The following is a 21,355-nucleotide window of genomic DNA, read 5'->3' as shown; positions in this document are numbered from 1 at the left end:
GACGTCTGAAATTTCTTTCTGAGAGGGGATCTCAATGATTAGTTTTGACTACAAGCCTCAGGGTGTATGCTCTCGCAATATCCACCTCAATCTTTCCGATGACGGCAGCAAAGTGCTGGGCGTCGAGTTTACCGGCGGCTGCGACGGCAATCTCAAGGCTATCTCCAAGCTGGTTGAGGGTGCTCCTGCCGATCGCGTAATCGAGGTTCTCGCCGGTAATACCTGCGGTATGAAAAAGACCTCCTGCGCCGACCAGCTTACCCGCGCTATCGAGGCCGCTCGCGCCGAGATCGCCTAATGGGTATCGCCGACCACATCAAGAACGGAATATCGCGCCGCGGCTTTGTGCTCGGTGGAGCTGCCGCGGGCGCTGCCACGGTACTTGCCGGATGCTCGAAAAAAACGGGCACCAGCGACGATGCCGCCGGCGAGCCGCAGGTTATCAAAGATGACTCAAAAATCGTCTCGATTACGGATGAGTACGAGGCTGTCGAAATCGACCTCGAGCCTGCAGCTTCATGGACATTGCCTTTGGGTACGCTGCTGTATTACTGCGACGGTGATTACGCCGCGGCGATGATGGCGCCCGCATCGGCGCGGCATGCCAATACGCTCGGCATGCTCAACCTGGGCGACGGCTCACTCACGACGCTCGTCGAGGATCCCGTGGAAGGTGCGGGGTATTCGTTTTACGATGTCCGCGCCGGCGATGGCGTATTTGCTTGGGTCGAGATGAACTTTGCGAATGCATCATGGAAACTCTATGCGCAAAATACGGCAGGTGCGTCGCTTGTCGGCGATGTGGTCGAGCTCGACCGAGGCGGCAAGGACTACGACCCGCCGCTGTTTACGGCGTTCGAATCGTCCGTCATTTGGTACAAGATGCCTGCTGCAGGCGGCAATAAGACGAGTCACGACTCGTATTGCTACCGCCGCTCGCTCGACGAGGCAAAGGCCGAGGCCATTTGGAAGTCAACGGGCCGCTTTGCATCCGCCCCGCGTGTGAGTGACGGCATCTTGACCATTTCCCCGCGTGTGCGCAACGACGAGGGCGTCTACTACGGCATGACGGCGATCGACCTGACGGACGGCAACAATACCAAGAGGGCTCAGCTGGTCCTTCCCTCATCGGTGTCTCCCTTCGAGGCCGTATATATGGGCGACACGTTTGTGTTCTCCATCGAGGCCACCTATAGCGGCGTGGGGAGCCTAGGCAACATGGGCACCTATATCGGTAACGAGAATGGGACGTTCCTATTCCTGTCGCGCGAGCCGCTTGCGTGTGCTGCCGGCAGAAAAGGCAAATATCTGGTTAAGGTTCAGGCATCGCATTTTCTGATCGATACCTCCGCCAAAACCTATGGTTCGCTGCTGTCGCCCGACCGCGCTCTCGAATATGGCGATTATCCAGCTACGGCGGGTAAATCGAATACGTTTTTAACCTATGCCACGGTGCGTAATAGCCAAGGAATTCCCGAGACGGTTACCGCCCGCCTGTTCTCTCTTTAGCGCCGAGGGGTTAAAAGGGCGCCAACGGGGGAATAAACGCGTTGTAATTGTGAGTGCCGCCCGCCGAGCCGCCGCACTGTAGCGGTGCTCGGCGGGCATAGGTGCGTTAAAATGGGCTTGTTCTTAGCTAATTGAGACAGGGGGGCCGTGTTATGGCTTCAGATGCAAAAAAGATTCTGCTGGTCGAGGACGAGAAGGCAATCCGTGACGCTGTCGCTGCCTATCTCGAGCGCGAGGGCTACTGGGTTGTTGGCGTCGGGGACGGCCAGTCTGCGATCGAGGAGTTCGAGAAGCACCAGTTCGACCTGGTTGTGCTCGACCTTATGCTCCCCAAGATTCCCGGCGAGCGCGTTTGCCGCACCATTCGCGACACCTCGGATGTCCCCATCATTATGCTGACGGCCAAGGGCGAGATCGAGGATCGCATCATCGGCCTTGAGCTTGGTGCCGACGACTACCTGATTAAGCCGTTCTCGCCGCGTGAGCTCGTCGCCCGCGTCCGCGCCCTGTTCCGTCGTGCTCACCAGGCAGACGAGCCCGCCGTTGAGGTGCTCGACTTTGGCGATCTGGTCATCGATATCTCGGGCCACAAGATCTTGGTCGAGGACAAGGAAGTAGACCTGACTGCTTCCGAGTTTAAGCTGCTCACCACGCTTGCTCGCCATCCCGGTCGCGTCTATAACCGTATGGAGCTGGTCGAGAAGGTGCTCGGCTATGACTTTGAGGGCTACGAGCGCACCATCGACAGTCACGTCAAGAACCTTCGCGCCAAGCTGGGCGACGACCCCAAGAAGCCTAAGTGGCTCTACACCGTTCACGGCGTCGGTTATCGCTTCGAGGCTCCGGCCAAGACCGATAAGTCGGACGAGAAATAGGGAAATCACATATGACACCTGCGCGCTTTGAAATTGGGCAAAAGCATAAGCAGGAGAACGAGGCGGGTTCCAAGGCAAGTTGGAACACGCCTCGTTCCGATTCACGGCCAGCGATGAGCTATCCCTCGCGCATGGCCTTGGCTTTTGCCCTGACGTCGCTCATGACGGTATTGGTGCTGGTGGGCGTTGTCTCCGTTGTGTGGGGTACCGTCTTTTCGGATTACACGCGCTCCAATATCGTCGAGATTGCCAATTCTGCCGCCGAAAAGCTTGCGACGTCGTACGAGGAAAACGGCAACTGGACTGCGGGCGAGCTACGCACGGTCGCGACATCGAGCTTGGTGTCCGACGACCTGAGTATGCAGGTTGTCAACAAAAAGGGCGTTGTCGTCTATGACGACTCATGGCCTTCGGCAAGTGCGACCGCCGATGTGCGCGAGAGCGAATCGGCGTCGAGCAGCTCGAGCGGTAAAAAGGCCTCGCATAGCCCGGTCTCGTCGGCGCCCACCGACTCCGATAGCGTTGCCAACGTCGAAATCATAACGTCTTCTGGCGAGCATGTCGGACAGGTGAAGCTATGGGCTATCGGCTCCGATGCCCTGCTCACCAAGGCGGATTCTGCGTTTAGGGAAAAGACTTTTAACGCCATGGCCCTTGCCGCGGTTGTTGCGGTCTGCATCTCAGTTGTTATCGGATCGTTCGTGTCGCGCATGCTTACCAGACCGATTCATCGTATAACCAGCACAGCCAAGCAAATTCGCGACGGCGATTTGTCCGCTCGTACCGGTTTGCGCGGCGACGATGAAATCGATCAGTTGGGTGAGACCTTTGACGAGATGGCCACCTCGCTCGAGAAAGATATGAAGCACGAAAAGCGCCTGACCTCGGATGTCGCACACGAGCTTCGCACGCCGCTCATGGCCATGCTTGCAACGGTCGAGGCCATGCAGGACGGCGTGTATCCCACCGACGATGAGCATCTGGAGACGGTCGCTTCCGAGACGCGCCGCCTGGCTCGTTTGGTGCAGCAGATGCTCGACCTATCGCGTATGGAAAACAGCACGGCGCCGCTCAATCTCGAACCGGTGGACATGGTTCCCTTTGTGCGGTCTATCGTCAACGCTCAGGAGCGCCTATTTGTTGACCGCGATCTGCGCTTGCGCTTTGCTGACGAGACCCAAGGTCACGACGATGTCGTCGAGGCCGATCCCGACATGATCACGCAGTGCGTCATCAACCTCATGAGCAACGCCATGCGCTACACCCCCGAGGGCGGTTGGGTCGTGGTGTCGGTGCTCAGTGACCGCAAGCATGTCAGTATTGCCGTTTCGGATACCGGTATCGGTATTGCCAAGGACGACCTGTCGCGCATCTTCGGGCGATTTTGGCGCGCAGATGCCAGCCGCGCCCGCGAAGCCGGCGGCCTGGGCGTTGGCCTCGCCGTGACCAAGCAAATCGTCGAGCGTCACCATGGCTACATATCCGTGGAGTCGGAGCTTGGAAAGGGTACGACTTTTACGATTCATCTGCCTCGCGAGCACACGGCGGACGCGGCATCTACTACAATGGAGCACTAGCTTTTCGCTATTCGGTGAAGGAGGGGCCGCGTTCCTGCCGCTCCGAGTTTGCGAAAACATGCGGGAAAGAACCCGCATTTCTGTCGTATTTAGGTAAGGAGTGACTCACGTGACAACGATGGAGCGTCGTCCGGATTCCCGTGGCAAGGTTCGTGATATCTACGATGCCGGCGAAAACCTGCTGATGGTCGCCACCGATCGCATTTCTGCGTTCGACTTTATTCTCCCCGACGAGATTCCGTTTAAGGGAGAGGTGCTCAACCGCATCTCGGCATTCTGGTTCGACAAGTTTGCCGATATCGTCCCCAACCACCTCGTCTCCATCGATCCGGCGGATTTCCCCGAGGAGTTTGCCGAGTATCGTGACTACCTCGCAGGCCGCGCCATGCTGGTCAAGAAGGCCCAGACGATTCCTATCGAGTGCATCGTCCGCGGTTATCTGACCGGTTCGGGCAAGAAGACCTATGACGAGAACGGCACCGTCTGCGGCATCCAGCTGCCCGAGGGTCTGACCGAGGCCTCCAAGCTTCCCGAGCCGCTGTTCACGCCGTCCACGAAGGCCGAGATCGGTGATCACGACGAGAATATCTCGTTTGAGCGTTGCTGCGAGATCGTTGGCGAGGACATCGCCACGCAGATTCGCGATCTGTCTCTCAAGATCTACAAGGCTGCTGCCGAGTATGCAGCGACCCGTGGCATCATCATTGCCGACACCAAGTTTGAGTTTGGTGTTATCGATGGCAAGGTCACGCTGATCGACGAGTGCCTCACGCCCGACTCCAGCCGTTTCTGGCCCGCCGCCAGCTACGAGGAGGGCAAGATCCAGCCTAGCTACGACAAGCAATTCGTCCGCAATTGGCTCAAGGCCAACTGGGATATGACGGGGGAGACCCCGCACCTGCCCGCCGAGGTCATCGATGGCACGTCCGAGCGCTATCGCGAGGCCTTCCAGATCATCACGGGCTCCCAGTTCACAAGCATGAAGGAGAACGCATAAGTGAGTACCCGTAGCGCCACGAACAAGCGCACGCAATCCCACGAAGTTACCGGGGTTGCGCGCAAGTCCGCCGCATCTGCTAAACCCGCCCGCCAAGCAGCGAGCTCCGTTCGCGTCGTGCCGGCTTCGTCTAAAGCTCGCCGCAAAGAGCTCGAGAAGGGTGAAAACCTGGAAGGCCTTTCCAAGGAGGAGAAGCGCGCCCGCAAGGCCAAGCAGCGTGCTCGCGAGGATCGTATCTATACGGTGTCGAATATTCTTCTCAAGCAGGATGAGGACTACACCAAGCGCCGTCGTATCTGGTGGGCCGTGCTCGCCATCGGCATGGTACTCGTCGTGGCAATTTGGGCTTCGCTCTACTTCGCTCCCGGCGGCACGGTGTCCAGTCCTGTTCAGATGGTCGGCATCGTTTTGTCCTATGTCATCATCCTGGGTGACTTTATCTACGACTTCGTTCGTATTCGTCCCTTGCGCAACATGTACCGCGCGCAGGCCGAGGGCATGTCCGAGAACAAGCTCAACGCTCTTATCGAGCGCTCGGCTGCCGAGGAGGACAAGAAGGACTCCAAGAAGAAGTAGCGTTTGTATCCATACATATCGCTAAGATATAAGGCGCGTCGTTTTTGCGGCGCGCCTTTTTACTGTTCTATAGATAGATGGAGTGGCACATGATTCGAGCTGCCCTAACGGTCGAGGAAGCTCTTGAGGGCATGAAGACCCTTGAGCCCAAGATTAAAAATTATGCGCGTCTCGTTATCCGCAAGGGTGTAAACGTTAAGCCCGGCCAGGAGGTCGTCGTTCAGTCTCCCGTCGAGTGCGCATCATTTGCGCGCGTGGTGGTTGCGGAGGCTTATGACGCCGGTGCCGGTCACGTGACGGTCATCTGGGCCGACGACGCCGTGACGAGGCTTGCGTACGAGCATGTCGAGAAAAGCTATTTTGGGCAGACGCCCGAGTGGAAGCGCATACAGCTGGATTCTCTGGCCCAGGACGGTGCCTGCTTTATCTTTATCGAGGGTGCTGACCCCGCCGCTCTCAAGGGCATCGATCCTGCCAAGCCCGCTGCCGCTTCCAAGGCGAGGAACACGCAGTGCAAGATTTTCCGCCGCGGACTGGATTACAACATCAACCCGTGGTGCATTGCCGGAGCGCCGGTCGTGGCTTGGGCGCGCGAGGTGTTCCCGGGAGACGCCGATGAGGTTGCAATCTATAAACTATGGATTGCGATCCTGCATACCGCCCGTGCTGACGGCCAAGATCCGGAGAGTGACTGGGAGCTTCACGATGCGGCGTTTGAAAAGAACCTGCGCTTTCTGAACGAAAATCGTTTCGACTGCCTGCGCTATACCGCTTCGAATGGAACCGACCTGGTAATTGGTATGACGAAGGGGCATGAGTGGGCCGGCGGTAAGGGCGAGACCCCCGACGGTCACCCCTTCTTCCCCAACATCCCCACCGAGGAGGTCTTCACCTCGCCCGATCGTATGCGTGCTGACGGAATCGTCTATTCCGCAATGCCGCTTATCCATCACGGTAACAAGGTCGACGATTTTTGGATCAAGTTCGAGAACGGTCGTGTGGTGGATTACGACGCCCGTGTGGGAAAGGCGACACTCGCAAGTATCATCGATGCTGACGAGGGCGCTGCTCATCTGGGAGAGGTTGCGCTCATTTCCAAGAACACGCCGATTCGCGAAAGCGGCATCCTGTTCTATGACACGCTCTATGACGAGAATGCCAGCTGCCATCTTGCACTGGGAGTCGGCTTCCCCGAGTGCATTGAGGGTGGATATGATATGTCCAAAGAGGAGCTCATTGAGCATGGCGTCAACGTTTCGAGCACGCACGTCGACTTTATGATCGGTACGGACGACATCGATATTGTGGGCATTACGCCCGATGGACGCGAAGTTGTGATTTTCCAGAACGGCCAATGGAGTTGGGAATAGTCCCAGACCGTGGTACAATGCCACCCGCGGGCCGTTAGCTCAGCTGGCAGAGCAGGGGACTTTTAATCCCAAGGTCCAGGGTTCGAACCCCTGACGGCCCACCATAGAATAGAAAGCGATCGACTCCGGTTGGTCGCTTTTTTGTTGCCAAGGCATGGGTTCGAACCCGTCGGGGCGCGGAGCTGAGTAAACGCGTGAGCGTTTGCCAGCGCAGCGCGCAAGGCGCGAAGCGCCGCAGCGGCCGCCTGCGGAGCAGGCTGAACCCCTGACGGCCCACCCAAAGAAAGGAAAAAGAAATGAAAACAGATAGATACGGAATTAGCGGCAGCACATTAAAGATAATAGCGGCCATCTCGATGGTTCTCGATCATGTAAGCAGGATCGTCCTGACCAATGGAATCATGACTCACGCATCGTACAATCAGATATCAGACGAACAGTGGGCGATTCTAAGCGAGGCTTCGGATGTGCTTCATGTTCTTGGCAGAATTGCATTTCCCTTATTTTGCTTTTTGATAGTTGAGGGATTTTTGCATACTCATGACATAAAGAAGTACCTGCGAAATATGCTTGTCTTCGCAATCATTGCGGAGCCCATATACGATTTCGTTCAAACCGGGCAGCTATTTGACCTTCGGCAACAGAATGTTATGTATGAGCTCCTGCTTTCCTTGGTCTTTTTGATTATTCTGGAAAAGATACAAAGTCTTTCAAAATGGAAGAGGCACATCGCAGAAATTGCTCTGATTGTTTTGACGGCACTGGCAGCTGAATACACTAAACTAGATGGCGGTGTGTATGGCATTCTGCTTGTGGCTGCGTTCTATTTATTCCACGACAACAAGGCCAAGATGTTCTTTGCTGCAGTATGCGCAGTGTTCCTTTCGTCGTGCCATATAGTTGGCGGCGGATTTGAGTTTGCTACAGCTAATGTATTAAATCCTGATGTTGCCGCCGCGGTCGTTTCGTTGCTGCTTATCAATCTTTATAATGGCAAGCGAGGGCTGAAGCTGAAATATTTCTTCTACATTTTCTATCCGGCACATCTTGCTCTGCTTTATGGTGTCTCACTTATTGTTTTGAACTGTCTTTAAAAACTCTCAAACAAGTCTCTGAAAGCAGAAACAAATTGACCCTAAGACTGCTTGTGAATTTCCGGAAGACCTGAGAGATGTGAGGATAGACAACGAGGGCTGCAGAAAGATGCTTCTCAGTTATCTGGCGGATCGACGTATCTGTATGAGGATCACTTCCACACACTCATTAATAACAGTGATAAACACGGCAGATCCTCAAAACATGAGGCTGCGGAGGTCGAACGATGCTTCGAAAGCATGAATGGCAGCGAGAAAATGAGTTCGGAAACACCCTCTAGATGCTCCAGCATAGAATTGAAAGCGATCAACTTCGGTTGGTCGCTTTTTTGTTGCCGGTGTACGGGTTCGAACCCGAACTTCTCTATATATAAGAACGCTTGGCGAACAAAACCTGCCTTTTACCGACGGGAAACAAATAGCTGATGCTTTTGGAGTAAAGTGGCGCACCAGAGATGACCGATGCCTTAACACCTATAAACCAGCTGGTCATCGCCAATATCAGAAGCTGCTGCTTCGAATACGGCCTCAGTGAAGCAACTGAGGGTTCTATTCATTTGTGAACAAAATATGGAGTGCATGATTCCCGCCCCCGGGGCCCCCTCCGGTCTGGCAATATATCTCCTTGCCGCGCGGCCCGGTGAGACCGGATCAGCCGCGGGGCGTGCACCTTGAGAACCGGATACTGCGAGGATGGACACACCAGATGTGTCGCATCCGGGCAGACATCGAACCATTTGAAATGGTCTAACTTGGATTTGTTTTTCGCAAGGCCGCCGAGAGGCGGCCCCGAGAAATTCCTTTTCCTATACTAAAACCATATGAATCGAACGGAACCGATCAGCGAATGACTGAGAGGACCGGACGGGCTCGAAGCCCAACATATTTGGACGGAGAGTTCGATCCTGGCTCAGGATGAACGCTGGCGGCGCGCCTAACACATGCAAGTCGAACGGCACCTGCCTTCGGGCAGAAGCGAGTGGCGAACGGCTGAGTAACACGTGGAGAACCTGCCCCCTCCCCCGGGATAGCCGCCCGAAAGGACGGGTAATACCGGATACCCCGGGGTGCCGCATGGCACCCCGGCTAAAGCCCCGACGGGAGGGGATGGCTCCGCGGCCCATCAGGTAGACGGCGGGGTGACGGCCCACCGTGCCGACAACGGGTAGCCGGGTTGAGAGACCGACCGGCCAGATTGGGACTGAGACACGGCCCAGACTCCTACGGGAGGCAGCAGTGGGGAATCTTGCGCAATGGGGGGAACCCTGACGCAGCGACGCCGCGTGCGGGACGGAGGCCTTCGGGTCGTAAACCGCTTTCAGCAGGGAAGAGTCAAGACTGTACCTGCAGAAGAAGCCCCGGCTAACTACGTGCCAGCAGCCGCGGTAATACGTAGGGGGCGAGCGTTATCCGGATTCATTGGGCGTAAAGCGCGCGTAGGCGGCCCGGCAGGCCGGGGGTCGAAGCGGGGGGCTCAACCCCCCGAAGCCCCCGGAACCTCCGCGGCTTGGGTCCGGTAGGGGAGGGTGGAACACCCGGTGTAGCGGTGGAATGCGCAGATATCGGGTGGAACACCGGTGGCGAAGGCGGCCCTCTGGGCCGAGACCGACGCTGAGGCGCGAAAGCTGGGGGAGCGAACAGGATTAGATACCCTGGTAGTCCCAGCCGTAAACGATGGACGCTAGGTGTGGGGGGACGATCCCCCCGTGCCGCAGCCAACGCATTAAGCGTCCCGCCTGGGGAGTACGGCCGCAAGGCTAAAACTCAAAGGAATTGACGGGGGCCCGCACAAGCAGCGGAGCATGTGGCTTAATTCGAAGCAACGCGAAGAACCTTACCAGGGCTTGACATATGGGTGAAGCGGGGGAGACCCCGTGGCCGAGAGGAGCCCATACAGGTGGTGCATGGCTGTCGTCAGCTCGTGTCGTGAGATGTTGGGTTAAGTCCCGCAACGAGCGCAACCCCCGCCGCGTGTTGCCATCGGGTGATGCCGGGAACCCACGCGGGACCGCCGCCGTCAAGGCGGAGGAGGGCGGGGACGACGTCAAGTCATCATGCCCCTTATGCCCTGGGCTGCACACGTGCTACAATGGCCGGTACAGAGGGATGCCACCCCGCGAGGGGGAGCGGATCCCGGAAAGCCGGCCCCAGTTCGGATTGGGGGCTGCAACCCGCCCCCATGAAGTCGGAGTTGCTAGTAATCGCGGATCAGCATGCCGCGGTGAATGCGTTCCCGGGCCTTGTACACACCGCCCGTCACACCACCCGAGTCGTCTGCACCCGAAGTCGCCGGCCCAACCGCAAGGGGGGAGGCGCCGAAGGTGTGGAGGGTGAGGGGGGTGAAGTCGTAACAAGGTAGCCGTACCGGAAGGTGCGGCTGGATCACCTCCTTTCTAGGGAGATAAATCTTCTAGAGAGATCAACTTAACTCGAATAGAGGGCAGGAGCCCGTCCGGCAGATGTCTTCCCGGTACGTCCCCGCAGCACCCGGTCCCCGGGGTCGCACCCGCGTACCTTGAGAGCCGCATAGCGATAGGAGAGAGATGGAAGATCCAATTCTTCCAGACTCGATTCTTTTCTGCGATTTAAACAGAGAATGATAGCAATCATTCATCCGATCCAAACAAGAAGAATTCACTTATATATGAGTGAGGAGCATCTGATCGCGAGCACAGTACATACACTGTGCCGCGGTATGAGATACCCGAATTGCGACATACGAGCGCTATTCATGATATCGATTAATTAATTTTAGCGACACGTGGATATCCCGCGGGCCCGATGCGGTCCCGCAAGATACCACGGGCGCACGGCGGATGCCTTGGCACAGGGAGCCGATGAAGGACGCGGCAAGCTGCGATAATCCCCGGCGAGGAGCACACATCCTTCGACCCGGGGGTCTCCGAATGGGCGAACCCATCCACAGCAGTGTGGATATCCCCACCCCGAACACATAGGGGCGGGGAGGACGACCCGGGGAACTGAAACATCTAAGTACCCGGAGGAGAGGAAATCAATCTCGAGACTCCCCGAGTAGCGGCGAGCGAAAGGGGACCGATGGCCAAACCGTCGAGCGGGCATACCCGGCAGGGGTTCCGCCGACGGGGTTGCAGGGCCGCGCATCCGGGGGCTGCCGCCCCCGGGCGCAGGTCCGGCTGGGGAGCGGAACGGCATGGGAGGGCCGGCCGCAGCGGGTGACAGCCCCGTACGCGAACCCAGACCGGACGGCGCGACGCGGTCCCTGAGTAGGGCCGGGCACGTGAAACCCGGTCCGAACCTGGGTGGACCACCATCCAAGCCTGAGTACTACCCTGTGACCGATAGCGCACCAGTACCGTGAGGGAAAGGTGAAAAGCACCCCGGGAGGGGAGTGAAACAGTACCTGAAACCGTGCGCCCACGAGCAGTCGGAGCACCCTTTTAGGGTGTGACGGCGTGCCTTTTGTAGAATGAGCCAGCGAGTCGCTGGCGCGGGGCGAGGTTAACCGAAAGGGAGCCGGAGCGAAAGCGAGCCTTAACAGGGCGACTTGAGTCCCGCGCCGCGGACGCGAAGCCGGGTGAGCTATCCGTGGGCAGGCTGAAGCGGGGGTAAGACCCCGTGGAGGGCCGAACGCACGTCGGTTGAAAACGGCGGCGATGACCTGCGGATAGGGGTGAAAGGCCAATCAAACCCGGAGATATCTCGTTCTCCCCGAAATAGCTTTAGGGCTAGCGTCGCGCGTTCACCGCCGGAGGTAGAGCACCGGATGGACGAGGGGGCTTCGCCGCCTACCGAATCCAACCGAACTCCGAATGCCGGCGGCCCAGAGCGCGGCAGTCAGAGCATGTGGGCTAAGCTGTGTGCTCGAGAGGGAAACAGCCCGGACCGCCCGCTAAGGTCCCCAAGTTCCAGCCGAGTGGCAAAGGATGTGCGTCCGCCCAGACAACCAGGATGTTGGCTTAGAAGCAGCCATGCATTCAAAGAGTGCGTAACAGCTCACTGGTCGAGTGGACATGCGCCGACAATACACGGGGCTAAGCTGGACACCGAAGCGGCGGGATTTTATTCATTAGAATCGGTAGGGGAGCTTCCCATGGGCGGAGAAGCCGGAGGGCGACCGACGGTGGAGCGCATGGGAGTGAGAATGCTGGCATGAGTAGCGAGAGACGAGAGAGTAACTCGTCCGCCGTGAACCCGAGGTTTCCTGGGCAAGGCTAATCCTCCCAGGGTCAGTCGGGGGCTAAGGCGAGGCCGGGAGGCGTAGCCGACGCGCAGCAGGCAGACATTCCTGCACCGCGCACGCGGCGCTACGACCGACGGGGCGACGGATGGGGGTGGCTCGGCGGGGTTCTGGACGTCCCCGTGATGGAGCGCGGCCCGCGGACCAGGGAAATCCGGTCCGCACGAGGGCGAGGCTCCGGACGAAGCGACTGAGCGAAGCGAGTGAGCCCGAGGTCCCTAGAAAAACCCCTAGGCAGGCGCGTGCGCGCCCGTACCGCAAACCGACACAGGTGGGTGGGTAGAACATACCGAGGCGATCGGGTCAACCATGGTCAAGGAACTCGGCACAATGGCCCCGTAACTTCGGGAGAAGGGGTGCCCGCGCGTACGTGAACGGACTTGCTCCGGGAGCGGAGGCGGGCCGCAGTGGAGAGGCCCAAGCGACTGTTTACCAAAAACACAGGACTCTGCAGAAGCCGCAAGGCGACGTATAGGGTCTGACGCCTGCCCGGTGCCGGAAGGTCACGCGGAGGGGTTAGCCGCAAGGCGAGGCCCCGAAGCCAAGCCCCGGTAAACGGCGGCCGTAACTATAACGGTCCTAAGGTAGCGAAATTCCTTGTCGGGTAAGTTCCGACCTGCACGAAAGGCGCAACGACTTGGGCGCTGTCTCGACCATGGACCCGGTGAAATTGCACTGGTCGTGAAGATGCGACTTACCCGCGGAAGGACGGAAAGACCCCGTGAACCTTCACTGCAGCTTGGCATTGGCCGCTGGTCCCGCGTGTAGAGGATAGGCAGGAGGCATCGATCCGGAGGCGCCAGCCCCCGGGGAGCCGCCCTTGGAATACTGCCCTCGCGCGACCGGCGTCCTAACCCGAGGCCGTCAACCGGCTCGGGGACCGTGCCAGGCGGGCAGTTTGACTGGGGCGGTCGCCTCCTAAAGGGTAACGGAGGCGCGCGAAGGTCCGCTCGGGACGGTCGGCAACCGTCCTTTTGAATGCAAGAGTACAAGCGGGCTTGACTGCGAGGCCCACAAGCCGAGCAGGTGCGAAAGCAGGCTCTAGTGATCCGGCGGCCCCGAGTGGGTGGGCCGTCGCTCAACGGATAAAAGGTACTCCGGGGATAACAGGCTGATCTTGCCCAAGAGTCCACATCGACGGCAAGGTTTGGCACCTCGATGTCGGCTCATCGCATCCTGGGGCTGGAGCAGGTCCCAAGGGTACGGCTGTTCGCCGTTTAAAGCGGTACGCGAGCTGGGTTCAGAACGTCGTGAGACAGTTCGGTCCCTATCCTCCGTGGGCGCAGGAGAATCGATGGAGGCTGCCCCCAGTACGAGAGGACCGGGGTGGACGCACCTCCGGTGAACCGGTTGTCGACCAACGGCACGGCCGGGTAGCCGCGTGCGGCGCGGATAACCGCTGAAGGCATCTAAGCGGGAAGCCGTTCCAGGGATTAGTTCTCCTTCCGGTAAGGGCCCAGGTAGACTACCTGGTCGATAGACGGCAGGTGCAAGGACGGCGACGTCCTCAGCCGAGCCGCACTAATCGCCCGAGCTCTTCCGGAACCGCACCTCGCGGCCCGCGGGACAAGCGCCCATGCGCGGTCCGGGCACGAGGATGCCCCCGAGTCACCTTTCCTATACGCCATGCGGCCCCCAGGGCACGTGAGAGGGACACCCGGACACCGAGAACGGTGGGCGCCGCCCACCGGTCAGCGGCCAGAGCATGGGGGGCACGCCCGGTCCCGTTCCGAACCCGGAAGCTAAGCCCCATCGCGCCGAGAGTACTGCGGGGTCAGCCCGTGGGAGGCCAGGGCGCCGCTGACCGGTGGACGGCACCGAGCCGCCATTGGGAATGTAGAAGGGGGAGGCCTCGCGGCCTCCCCCTTTTTTGCGTTTATATCGAGCCGTGGCTCTAGATAGCTGATTTCTTTATTCTAAAGTCGCAATAGCATATGGAGTGGGCTGATTCTCTTCGAGGCCTGTCTTGGGACTCGTTCTTTATAGTCCGCACTTAGGAACGCTTCTTTGGCTGGTTGTGTATTTCCTAGATGGATCTGCCAATTTAGATCACAAATCAATCTTTTCTCGCGTTTCGCGTTTTGCAGCTTGGGGTTGCACACCAATGGGGCTCCAGCGCTGTCTGGCGGGGTCCTTTGCCGCGTAAAGGCCCTATAAGGGGAACCTAAGCAATCCATCTCCTAGGCGCTATTCAGTTCTGGTTTGGGTATATAAGCGATGCGTCTACATCAGACAGCAAGAACACCGAGGTCATACGGTCTGTCTGAGATATATGATCGTTGATTAGACCCTGACGGGTCCCAGGGTCCCAAGATTCATTTGTGAACAAAATATGGAGTGCATGATTCCCGCCCCCGGGGCCCCCTCCGGTCTGGCAATATATCTCCTTGCCGCGCGGCCCGGTCGAACCGGATGGACCGCACAGCGTGCACCTTGAGAACCGGATACTGCGAGGATGGACACTTACTTCAGTGTCGCATCCGGGCAGACATCGAACCATTTGAAATGGTCTAACTTGGATTTGTTTTTCGCAAGGCCGCCGAGAGGCGGCCCCGAGAAATTCCTTTTCCTATACTAAAACCATATGAATCGAACGGAACCGATCAGCGAATGACTGAGAGGACCGGACGGGCTCGAAGCCCAACATATTTGGACGGAGAGTTCGATCCTGGCTCAGGATGAACGCTGGCGGCGCGCCTAACACATGCAAGTCGAACGGCACCCCTCTCCGGAGGGAAGCGAGTGGCGAACGGCTGAGTAACACGTGGAGAACCTGCCCCCTCCCCCGGGATAGCCGCCCGAAAGGACGGGTAATACCGGATACCCCGGGGTGCCGCATGGCACCCCGGCTAAAGCCCCGACGGGAGGGGATGGCTCCGCGGCCCATCAGGTAGACGGCGGGGTGACGGCCCACCGTGCCGACAACGGGTAGCCGGGTTGAGAGACCGACCGGCCAGATTGGGACTGAGACACGGCCCAGACTCCTACGGGAGGCAGCAGTGGGGAATCTTGCGCAATGGGGGGAACCCTGACGCAGCGACGCCGCGTGCGGGACGGAGGCCTTCGGGTCGTAAACCGCTTTCAGCAGGGAAGAGTCAAGACTGTACCTGCAGAAGAAGCCCCGGCTAACTACGTGCCAGCAGCCGCGGTAATACGTAGGGGGCGAGCGTTATCCGGATTCATTGGGCGTAAAGCGCGCGTAGGCGGCCCGGCAGGCCGGGGGTCGAAGCGGGGGGCTCAACCCCCCGAAGCCCCCGGAACCTCCGCGGCTTGGGTCCGGTAGGGGAGGGTGGAACACCCGGTGTAGCGGTGGAATGCGCAGATATCGGGTGGAACACCGGTGGCGAAGGCGGCCCTCTGGGCCGAGACCGACGCTGAGGCGCGAAAGCTGGGGGAGCGAACAGGATTAGATACCCTGGTAGTCCCAGCCGTAAACGATGGACGCTAGGTGTGGGGGGACGATCCCCCCGTGCCGCAGCCAACGCATTAAGCGTCCCGCCTGGGGAGTACGGCCGCAAGGCTAAAACTCAAAGGAATTGACGGGGGCCCGCACAAGCAGCGGAGCATGTGGCTTAATTCGAAGCAACGCGAAGAACCTTACCAGGGCTTGACATATGGGTGAAGCGGGGGAGACCCCGTGGCCGAGAGGAGCCCATACAGGTGGTGCATGGCTGTCGTCAGCTCGTGTCGTGAGATGTTGGGTTAAGTCCCGCAACGAGCGCAACCCCCGCCGCGTGTTGCCATCGGGTGATGCCGGGAACCCACGCGGGACCGCCGCCGTCAAGGCGGAGGAGGGCGGGGACGACGTCAAGTCATCATGCCCCTTATGCCCTGGGCTGCACACGTGCTACAATGGCCGGTACAGAGGGATGCCACCCCGCGAGGGGGAGCGGATCCCGGAAAGCCGGCCCCAGTTCGGATTGGGGGCTGCAACCCGCCCCCATGAAGTCGGAGTTGCTAGTAATCGCGGATCAGCATGCCGCGGTGAATGCGTTCCCGGGCCTTGTACACACCGCCCGTCACACCACCCGAGTCGTCTGCACCCGAAGTCGCCGGCCCAACCGCAAGGGGGGAGGCGCCGAAGGTGTGGAGGGTGAGGGGGGTGAAGTCGTAACAAGGTAGCCGTACCGGAAGGTGCGGCTGGATCACCTCCTTTCTAGGGAGATAAATCTTCTAGAGAGATCAACTTAACTCGAATAGAGGGCAGGAGCCCGTCCGGCAGATGTCTTCCCGGTACGTCCCCGCAGCACCCGGTCCCCGGGGTCGCACCCGCGTACCTTGAGAGCCGCATAGCGATAGGAGAGAGATGGAAGATCCAATTCTTCCAGACTCGATTCTTTTCTGCGATTTAAACAGAGAATGATAGCAATCATTCATCCGATCCAAACAAGAAGAATTCACTTATATATGAGTGAGGAGCATCTGATCGCGAGCACAGTACATACACTGTGCCGCGGTATGAGATACCCGAATTGCGACATACGAGCGCTATTCATGATATCGATTAATTAATTTTAGCGACACGTGGATATCCCGCGGGCCCGATGCGGTCCCGCAAGATACCACGGGCGCACGGCGGATGCCTTGGCACAGGGAGCCGATGAAGGACGCGGCAAGCTGCGATAATCCCCGGCGAGGAGCACACATCCTTCGACCCGGGGGTCTCCGAATGGGCGAACCCATCCACAGCAGTGTGGATATCCCCACCCCGAACACATAGGGGCGGGGAGGACGACCCGGGGAACTGAAACATCTAAGTACCCGGAGGAGAGGAAATCAATCTCGAGACTCCCCGAGTAGCGGCGAGCGAAAGGGGACCGATGGCCAAACCGTCGAGCGGGCATACCCGGCAGGGGTTCCGCCGACGGGGTTGCAGGGCCGCGCATCCGGGGGCTGCCGCCCCCGGGCGCAGGTCCGGCTGGGGAGCGGAACGGCATGGGAGGGCCGGCCGCAGCGGGTGACAGCCCCGTACGCGAACCCAGACCGGACGGCGCGACGCGGTCCCTGAGTAGGGCCGGGCACGTGAAACCCGGTCCGAACCTGGGTGGACCACCATCCAAGCCTGAGTACTACCCTGTGACCGATAGCGCACCAGTACCGTGAGGGAAAGGTGAAAAGCACCCCGGGAGGGGAGTGAAACAGTACCTGAAACCGTGCGCCCACGAGCAGTCGGAGCACCCTTTTAGGGTGTGACGGCGTGCCTTTTGTAGAATGAGCCAGCGAGTCGCTGGCGCGGGGCGAGGTTAACCGAAAGGGAGCCGGAGCGAAAGCGAGCCTTAACAGGGCGACTTGAGTCCCGCGCCGCGGACGCGAAGCCGGGTGAGCTATCCGTGGGCAGGCTGAAGCGGGGGTAAGACCCCGTGGAGGGCCGAACGCACGTCGGTTGAAAACGGCGGCGATGACCTGCGGATAGGGGTGAAAGGCCAATCAAACCCGGAGATATCTCGTTCTCCCCGAAATAGCTTTAGGGCTAGCGTCGCGCGTTCACCGCCGGAGGTAGAGCACCGGATGGACGAGGGGGCTTCGCCGCCTACCGAATCCAACCGAACTCCGAATGCCGGCGGCCCAGAGCGCGGCAGTCAGAGCATGTGGGCTAAGCTGTGTGCTCGAGAGGGAAACAGCCCGGACCGCCCGCTAAGGTCCCCAAGTTCCAGCCGAGTGGCAAAGGATGTGCGTCCGCCCAGACAACCAGGATGTTGGCTTAGAAGCAGCCATGCATTCAAAGAGTGCGTAACAGCTCACTGGTCGAGTGGACATGCGCCGACAATACACGGGGCTAAGCTGGACACCGAAGCGGCGGGATTTTATTCATTAGAATCGGTAGGGGAGCTTCCCATGGGCGGAGAAGCCGTCAGGGCGACCGACGGTGGAGCGCATGGGAGTGAGAATGCTGGCATGAGTAGCGAGAGACGAGAGAGTAACTCGTCCGCCGTGAACCCGAGGTTTCCTGGGCAAGGCTAATCCTCCCAGGGTCAGTCGGGGGCTAAGGCGAGGCCGGGAGGCGTAGCCGACGCGCAGCAGGCAGACATTCCTGCACCGCGCACGCGGCGCTACGACCGACGGGGCGACGGATGGGGGTGGCTCGGCGGGGTTCTGGACGTCCCCGTGATGGAGCGCGGCCCGCGGACCAGGGAAATCCGGTCCGCACGAGGGCGAGGCTCCGGACGAAGCGACTGAGCGAAGCGAGTGAGCCCGAGGTCCCTAGAAAAACCCCTAGGCAGGCGCGTGCGCGCCCGTACCGCAAACCGACACAGGTGGGTGGGTAGAACATACCGAGGCGATCGGGTCAACCATGGTCAAGGAACTCGGCACAATGGCCCCGTAACTTCGGGAGAAGGGGTGCCCGCGCGTACGTGAACGGACTTGCTCCGGGAGCGGAGGCGGGCCGCAGTGGAGAGGCCCAAGCGACTGTTTACCAAAAACACAGGACTCTGCAGAAGCCGCAAGGCGACGTATAGGGTCTGACGCCTGCCCGGTGCCGGAAGGTCACGCGGAGGGGTTAGCCGTTAAGGCGAGGCCCCGAAGCCAAGCCCCGGTAAACGGCGGCCGTAACTATAACGGTCCTAAGGTAGCGAAATTCCTTGTCGGGTAAGTTCCGACCTGCACGAAAGGCGCAACGACTTGGGCGCTGTCTCGACCATGGACCCGGTGAAATTGCACTGGTCGTGAAGATGCGACTTACCCGCGGAAGGACGGAAAGACCCCGTGAACCTTCACTGCAGCTTGGCATTGGCCGCTGGTCCCGCGTGTAGAGGATAGGCAGGAGGCATCGATCCGGAGGCGCCAGCCCCCGGGGAGCCGCCCTTGGAATACTGCCCTCGCGCGACCGGCGTCCTAACCCGAGGCCGTCAACCGGCTCGGGGACCGTGCCAGGCGGGCAGTTTGACTGGGGCGGTCGCCTCCTAAAGGGTAACGGAGGCGCGCGAAGGTCCGCTCGGGACGGTCGGCAACCGTCCTTTTGAATGCAAGAGTACAAGCGGGCTTGACTGCGAGGCCCACAAGCCGAGCAGGTGCGAAAGCAGGCTCTAGTGATCCGGCGGCCCCGAGTGGGTGGGCCGTCGCTCAACGGATAAAAGGTACTCCGGGGATAACAGGCTGATCTTGCCCAAGAGTCCACATCGACGGCAAGGTTTGGCACCTCGATGTCGGCTCATCGCATCCTGGGGCTGGAGCAGGTCCCAAGGGTACGGCTGTTCGCCGTTTAAAGCGGTACGCGAGCTGGGTTCAGAACGTCGTGAGACAGTTCGGTCCCTATCCTCCGTGGGCGCAGGAGAATCGATGGAGGCTGCCCCCAGTACGAGAGGACCGGGGTGGACGCACCTCCGGTGAACCGGTTGTCGACCAACGGCACGGCCGGGTAGCCGCGTGCGGCGCGGATAACCGCTGAAGGCATCTAAGCGGGAAGCCGTTCCAGGGATTAGTTCTCCTTCCGGTAAGGGCCCAGGTAGACTACCTGGTCGATAGACGGCAGGTGCAAGGACGGCGACGTCCTCAGCCGAGCCGCACTAATCGCCCGAGCTCTTCCGGAACCGCACCTCGCGGCCCGCGGGACAAGCGCCCATGCGCGGTCCGGGCACGAGGATGCCCCCGAGTCACCTTTCCTATACGCCATGCGGCCCCCAGGGCACGTGAGAGGGACACCCGGACACCGAGAACGGTGGGCGCCGCCCACCGGTCAGCGGCCAGAGCATGGGGGGCACGCCCGGTCCCGTTCCGAACCCGGAAGCTAAGCCCCATCGCGCCGAGAGTACTGCGGGGTCAGCCCGTGGGAGGCCAGGGCGCCGCTGACCGGTGGACGGCACCGAGCCGCCATTGGGAATGTAGAAGGGGGAGGCCTCGCGGCCTCCCCCTTTTTTGCGTTTGGTCGATATGAGCTAAACGCCTCTATGGCTTAATAGCCTTTTCTATTTGAAGAAAACAAAATGAATGACCAGCGCGATTGCCACGATGGCAATGATCAAGAGCGCAATTTGGAGACGGTGCTGTCTGCGCCGTCTGTTTGACGATGTAAATATCGATTTCCCCTGCTTAGGCGTCTCGAGATAGCGGGCGGAATGCGTTAGAGTTTGCTTGGGACGGGGCCCTCTGCGATGTTGCTTTGTGGGTGTTTGTGTCTGCTCCTGGCTGCTTGCGCTGTTTTTGGATAATGGGGCATCTTTTAGATACACCGGATCGCTCGAGGCGACACCCATGTGTCTGCGCGCTGATTGAGATTCTTCTAGGGTTTGATATCGATTGCGAGTTACATACTCAGGCTCTGCATCGTTAATGGGCTCTTGGGAAATATGGGGACGATGGTAGCGTATGGGCTGTGAATAGGCAGAACTATCGTTCTGCAGCGACTCAAACGAATTGTCGGAGGTCTGATCGTCCATGATGCCCTTAGGTTGTCATTAACAACGTGTATGCGCTCATTGTAAGCCCTCCGCTTCGTTTTGACAGGCCGCGTATATGGTATTTAAGGCACGGTTCAAAGAACTTTAGCTTCGTTAAAACCTTAGTCGACCAGACTTAGATATGCTTATAGAAAGAGACTTAAAAAACTTTATATCAAAATGTATATATAAGAAATGGATGGGCATATATTAGAGCGTCAAAAGAAGTCCCTGCCACCTAGAAGATGGCTCGGCAGTCCCTTAAAGGAGTGGTAGTCATGGCAAGCATGGTTCCTTATCGTTCGGTTTTTGGTGTTCGTCCCTCTGCTAGCTCGTTGTTTGATCTCTTTGATGATATGAGCGACCTAGCGAACAGCTCGATTGCCTCTAAGGCGTTCCCCGTTGACGTTGAGGATAAGGGCGATGGCTATGAGGTCAAGGCTTATCTGACCGGCGTCGCCAAGGACGATATCGATGTCGAGCTTAACGAGGGCCGTCTGTCCATTAGCGTGAATGTCGAGGAAGACGAGGAGAACGAGGGTAAGAACTTCCTGCAGAAGGAGTTCAGCTCGTACAGCGCGACGCGCGGCGTGTACCTGAAGGATGCTTCGAGCGAGGGCCTTTCTGCAAAGTACGCTGACGGCATCCTTACCGTTACGGTTCCTAAGATTGTCGAGAAGAAGAACGTTACGAAGATTTCCATCGATTAAGGCTATCGGCTTTTAAAATCGGTGCCTACGTTAAGGGGGCTGGGAAGTGATTC

At 59.2% G+C, this 21,355-nt stretch carries 10 protein-coding genes, 1 tRNA gene and 6 rRNA genes; 16 read left to right on the top strand and 1 reads right to left on the bottom strand.

Annotation, left to right across the window (positions count from 1 at the left end; all coding sequences use genetic code 11):
- The first annotated feature begins 34 nt into the window (after positions 1 to 34).
- The 15 genes from OGM60_00140 (at position 35) to rrf (OGM60_00070) (ending at position 20,007) form a co-directional block, all read left to right on the top strand.
- Complete coding sequence (locus OGM60_00140) at positions 35 to 298, top strand: TIGR03905 family TSCPD domain-containing protein (GenBank protein ID UYI99241.1); 264 nt, start codon at positions 35 to 37, stop codon at positions 296 to 298.
- On the top strand, positions 298 to 1,509 hold the full coding sequence (locus OGM60_00135) for a twin-arginine translocation signal domain-containing protein (protein ID UYI99240.1): 1,212 nt from the start codon (positions 298 to 300) through the stop codon (positions 1,507 to 1,509). The genes OGM60_00140 and OGM60_00135 overlap by 1 nt, the downstream gene beginning before the upstream one ends.
- A gap of 152 nt (positions 1,510 to 1,661) precedes the next feature.
- Entirely contained in the window at positions 1,662 to 2,384 is a 723-nt protein-coding gene (locus OGM60_00130; GenBank protein ID UYI99239.1) for a response regulator transcription factor, read from the top strand.
- A gap of 11 nt (positions 2,385 to 2,395) precedes the next feature.
- Positions 2,396 to 3,961: a HAMP domain-containing histidine kinase gene (locus tag OGM60_00125; protein ID UYI99238.1), complete on the top strand. Its 1,566-nt coding sequence runs from the start codon at positions 2,396 to 2,398 to the stop codon at positions 3,959 to 3,961.
- A 118-nt stretch (positions 3,962 to 4,079) separates the two neighbouring features.
- Complete coding sequence (locus OGM60_00120) at positions 4,080 to 4,958, top strand: phosphoribosylaminoimidazolesuccinocarboxamide synthase (protein ID UYJ00131.1); 879 nt, start codon at positions 4,080 to 4,082, stop codon at positions 4,956 to 4,958.
- Positions 4,959 to 5,534 (top strand): hypothetical protein, encoded by a 576-nt coding sequence (locus tag OGM60_00115; protein UYI99237.1) that lies wholly within the window; start codon positions 4,959 to 4,961, stop codon positions 5,532 to 5,534.
- Positions 5,535 to 5,623: 89 nt separating this feature from the next.
- Positions 5,624 to 6,904, top strand: coding sequence for an aminopeptidase (locus OGM60_00110; protein ID UYI99236.1), 1,281 nt, complete (start codon positions 5,624 to 5,626; stop codon positions 6,902 to 6,904).
- A gap of 28 nt (positions 6,905 to 6,932) precedes the next feature.
- Positions 6,933 to 7,008, top strand: a tRNA-Lys gene (locus tag OGM60_00105).
- Positions 7,009 to 7,200: 192 nt separating this feature from the next.
- A complete protein-coding gene (locus tag OGM60_00100; protein UYI99235.1) occupies positions 7,201 to 7,998 on the top strand; it encodes a conjugal transfer protein TraX in 798 nt (265 codons plus the stop codon).
- A gap of 887 nt (positions 7,999 to 8,885) precedes the next feature.
- Positions 8,886 to 10,391, top strand: a 16S ribosomal RNA gene (locus OGM60_00095).
- Between the two features lie 396 nt (positions 10,392 to 10,787).
- Positions 10,788 to 13,762, top strand: a 23S ribosomal RNA gene (locus tag OGM60_00090).
- A 145-nt stretch (positions 13,763 to 13,907) separates the two neighbouring features.
- Positions 13,908 to 14,023: ribosomal RNA gene (gene rrf, locus OGM60_00085) — 5S ribosomal RNA — on the top strand.
- Positions 14,024 to 14,867: 844 nt separating this feature from the next.
- A 16S ribosomal RNA gene (locus OGM60_00080) occupies positions 14,868 to 16,373 on the top strand.
- Positions 16,374 to 16,769: 396 nt separating this feature from the next.
- Positions 16,770 to 19,746: ribosomal RNA gene (locus OGM60_00075) — 23S ribosomal RNA — on the top strand.
- 145 nt (positions 19,747 to 19,891) lie between these two features.
- Positions 19,892 to 20,007, top strand: a 5S ribosomal RNA gene (rrf, locus tag OGM60_00070).
- Together the 16S, 23S and 5S rRNA genes form the textbook arrangement of a ribosomal RNA operon.
- 114 nt (positions 20,008 to 20,121) lie before the next feature.
- Here the strand turns inward: rrf (OGM60_00070) and OGM60_00065 are convergent.
- Positions 20,122 to 20,592 carry a hypothetical protein gene (locus OGM60_00065; protein UYI99234.1) on the bottom strand — a complete coding sequence of 157 codons (471 nt, stop codon included), beginning with the start codon at positions 20,590 to 20,592 and terminating at the stop codon, positions 20,122 to 20,124.
- A 278-nt stretch (positions 20,593 to 20,870) separates the two neighbouring features.
- Here OGM60_00065 and OGM60_00060 point away from each other — a divergent pair, with 278 nt between their 5' ends.
- The gene (locus tag OGM60_00060) at positions 20,871 to 21,302 is read left to right on the top strand and encodes an Hsp20 family protein (protein UYI99233.1); all 432 of its coding nucleotides are present in this window, start codon (positions 20,871 to 20,873) and stop codon (positions 21,300 to 21,302) included.
- The last annotated feature ends 53 nt before the right edge of the window (positions 21,303 to 21,355 follow it).

It is taken from the genome of Coriobacteriaceae bacterium, assembly GCA_025757745.1.
Classification (GTDB): Bacteria; Actinomycetota; Coriobacteriia; order Coriobacteriales; family Coriobacteriaceae; genus Collinsella.
This window is presented reverse-complemented; position numbering and strand designations above follow the sequence as displayed.

Excerpts from the sequence above, each read along its gene's own strand:
- OGM60_00140 (UYI99241.1), top strand. The coding sequence starts at position 35 with ATGATTAGTTTTGACTACAAGCCTCAGGGTGTATGCTCTCGCAATATC.
- OGM60_00135 (UYI99240.1), top strand. The coding sequence starts at position 298 with ATGGGTATCGCCGACCACATCAAGAACGGAATATCGCGCCGCGGCTTT.
- OGM60_00130 (UYI99239.1), top strand. The coding sequence starts at position 1,662 with ATGGCTTCAGATGCAAAAAAGATTCTGCTGGTCGAGGACGAGAAGGCA.
- OGM60_00125 (UYI99238.1), top strand. The coding sequence starts at position 2,396 with ATGACACCTGCGCGCTTTGAAATTGGGCAAAAGCATAAGCAGGAGAAC.
- OGM60_00120 (UYJ00131.1), top strand. The coding sequence starts at position 4,080 with ATGGAGCGTCGTCCGGATTCCCGTGGCAAGGTTCGTGATATCTACGAT.
- OGM60_00110 (UYI99236.1), top strand. The coding sequence starts at position 5,624 with ATGATTCGAGCTGCCCTAACGGTCGAGGAAGCTCTTGAGGGCATGAAG.
- OGM60_00100 (UYI99235.1), top strand. The coding sequence starts at position 7,201 with ATGAAAACAGATAGATACGGAATTAGCGGCAGCACATTAAAGATAATA.
- OGM60_00065 (UYI99234.1), bottom strand. The coding sequence starts at position 20,592 with ATGGACGATCAGACCTCCGACAATTCGTTTGAGTCGCTGCAGAACGAT.
- OGM60_00060 (UYI99233.1), top strand. The coding sequence starts at position 20,871 with ATGGCAAGCATGGTTCCTTATCGTTCGGTTTTTGGTGTTCGTCCCTCT.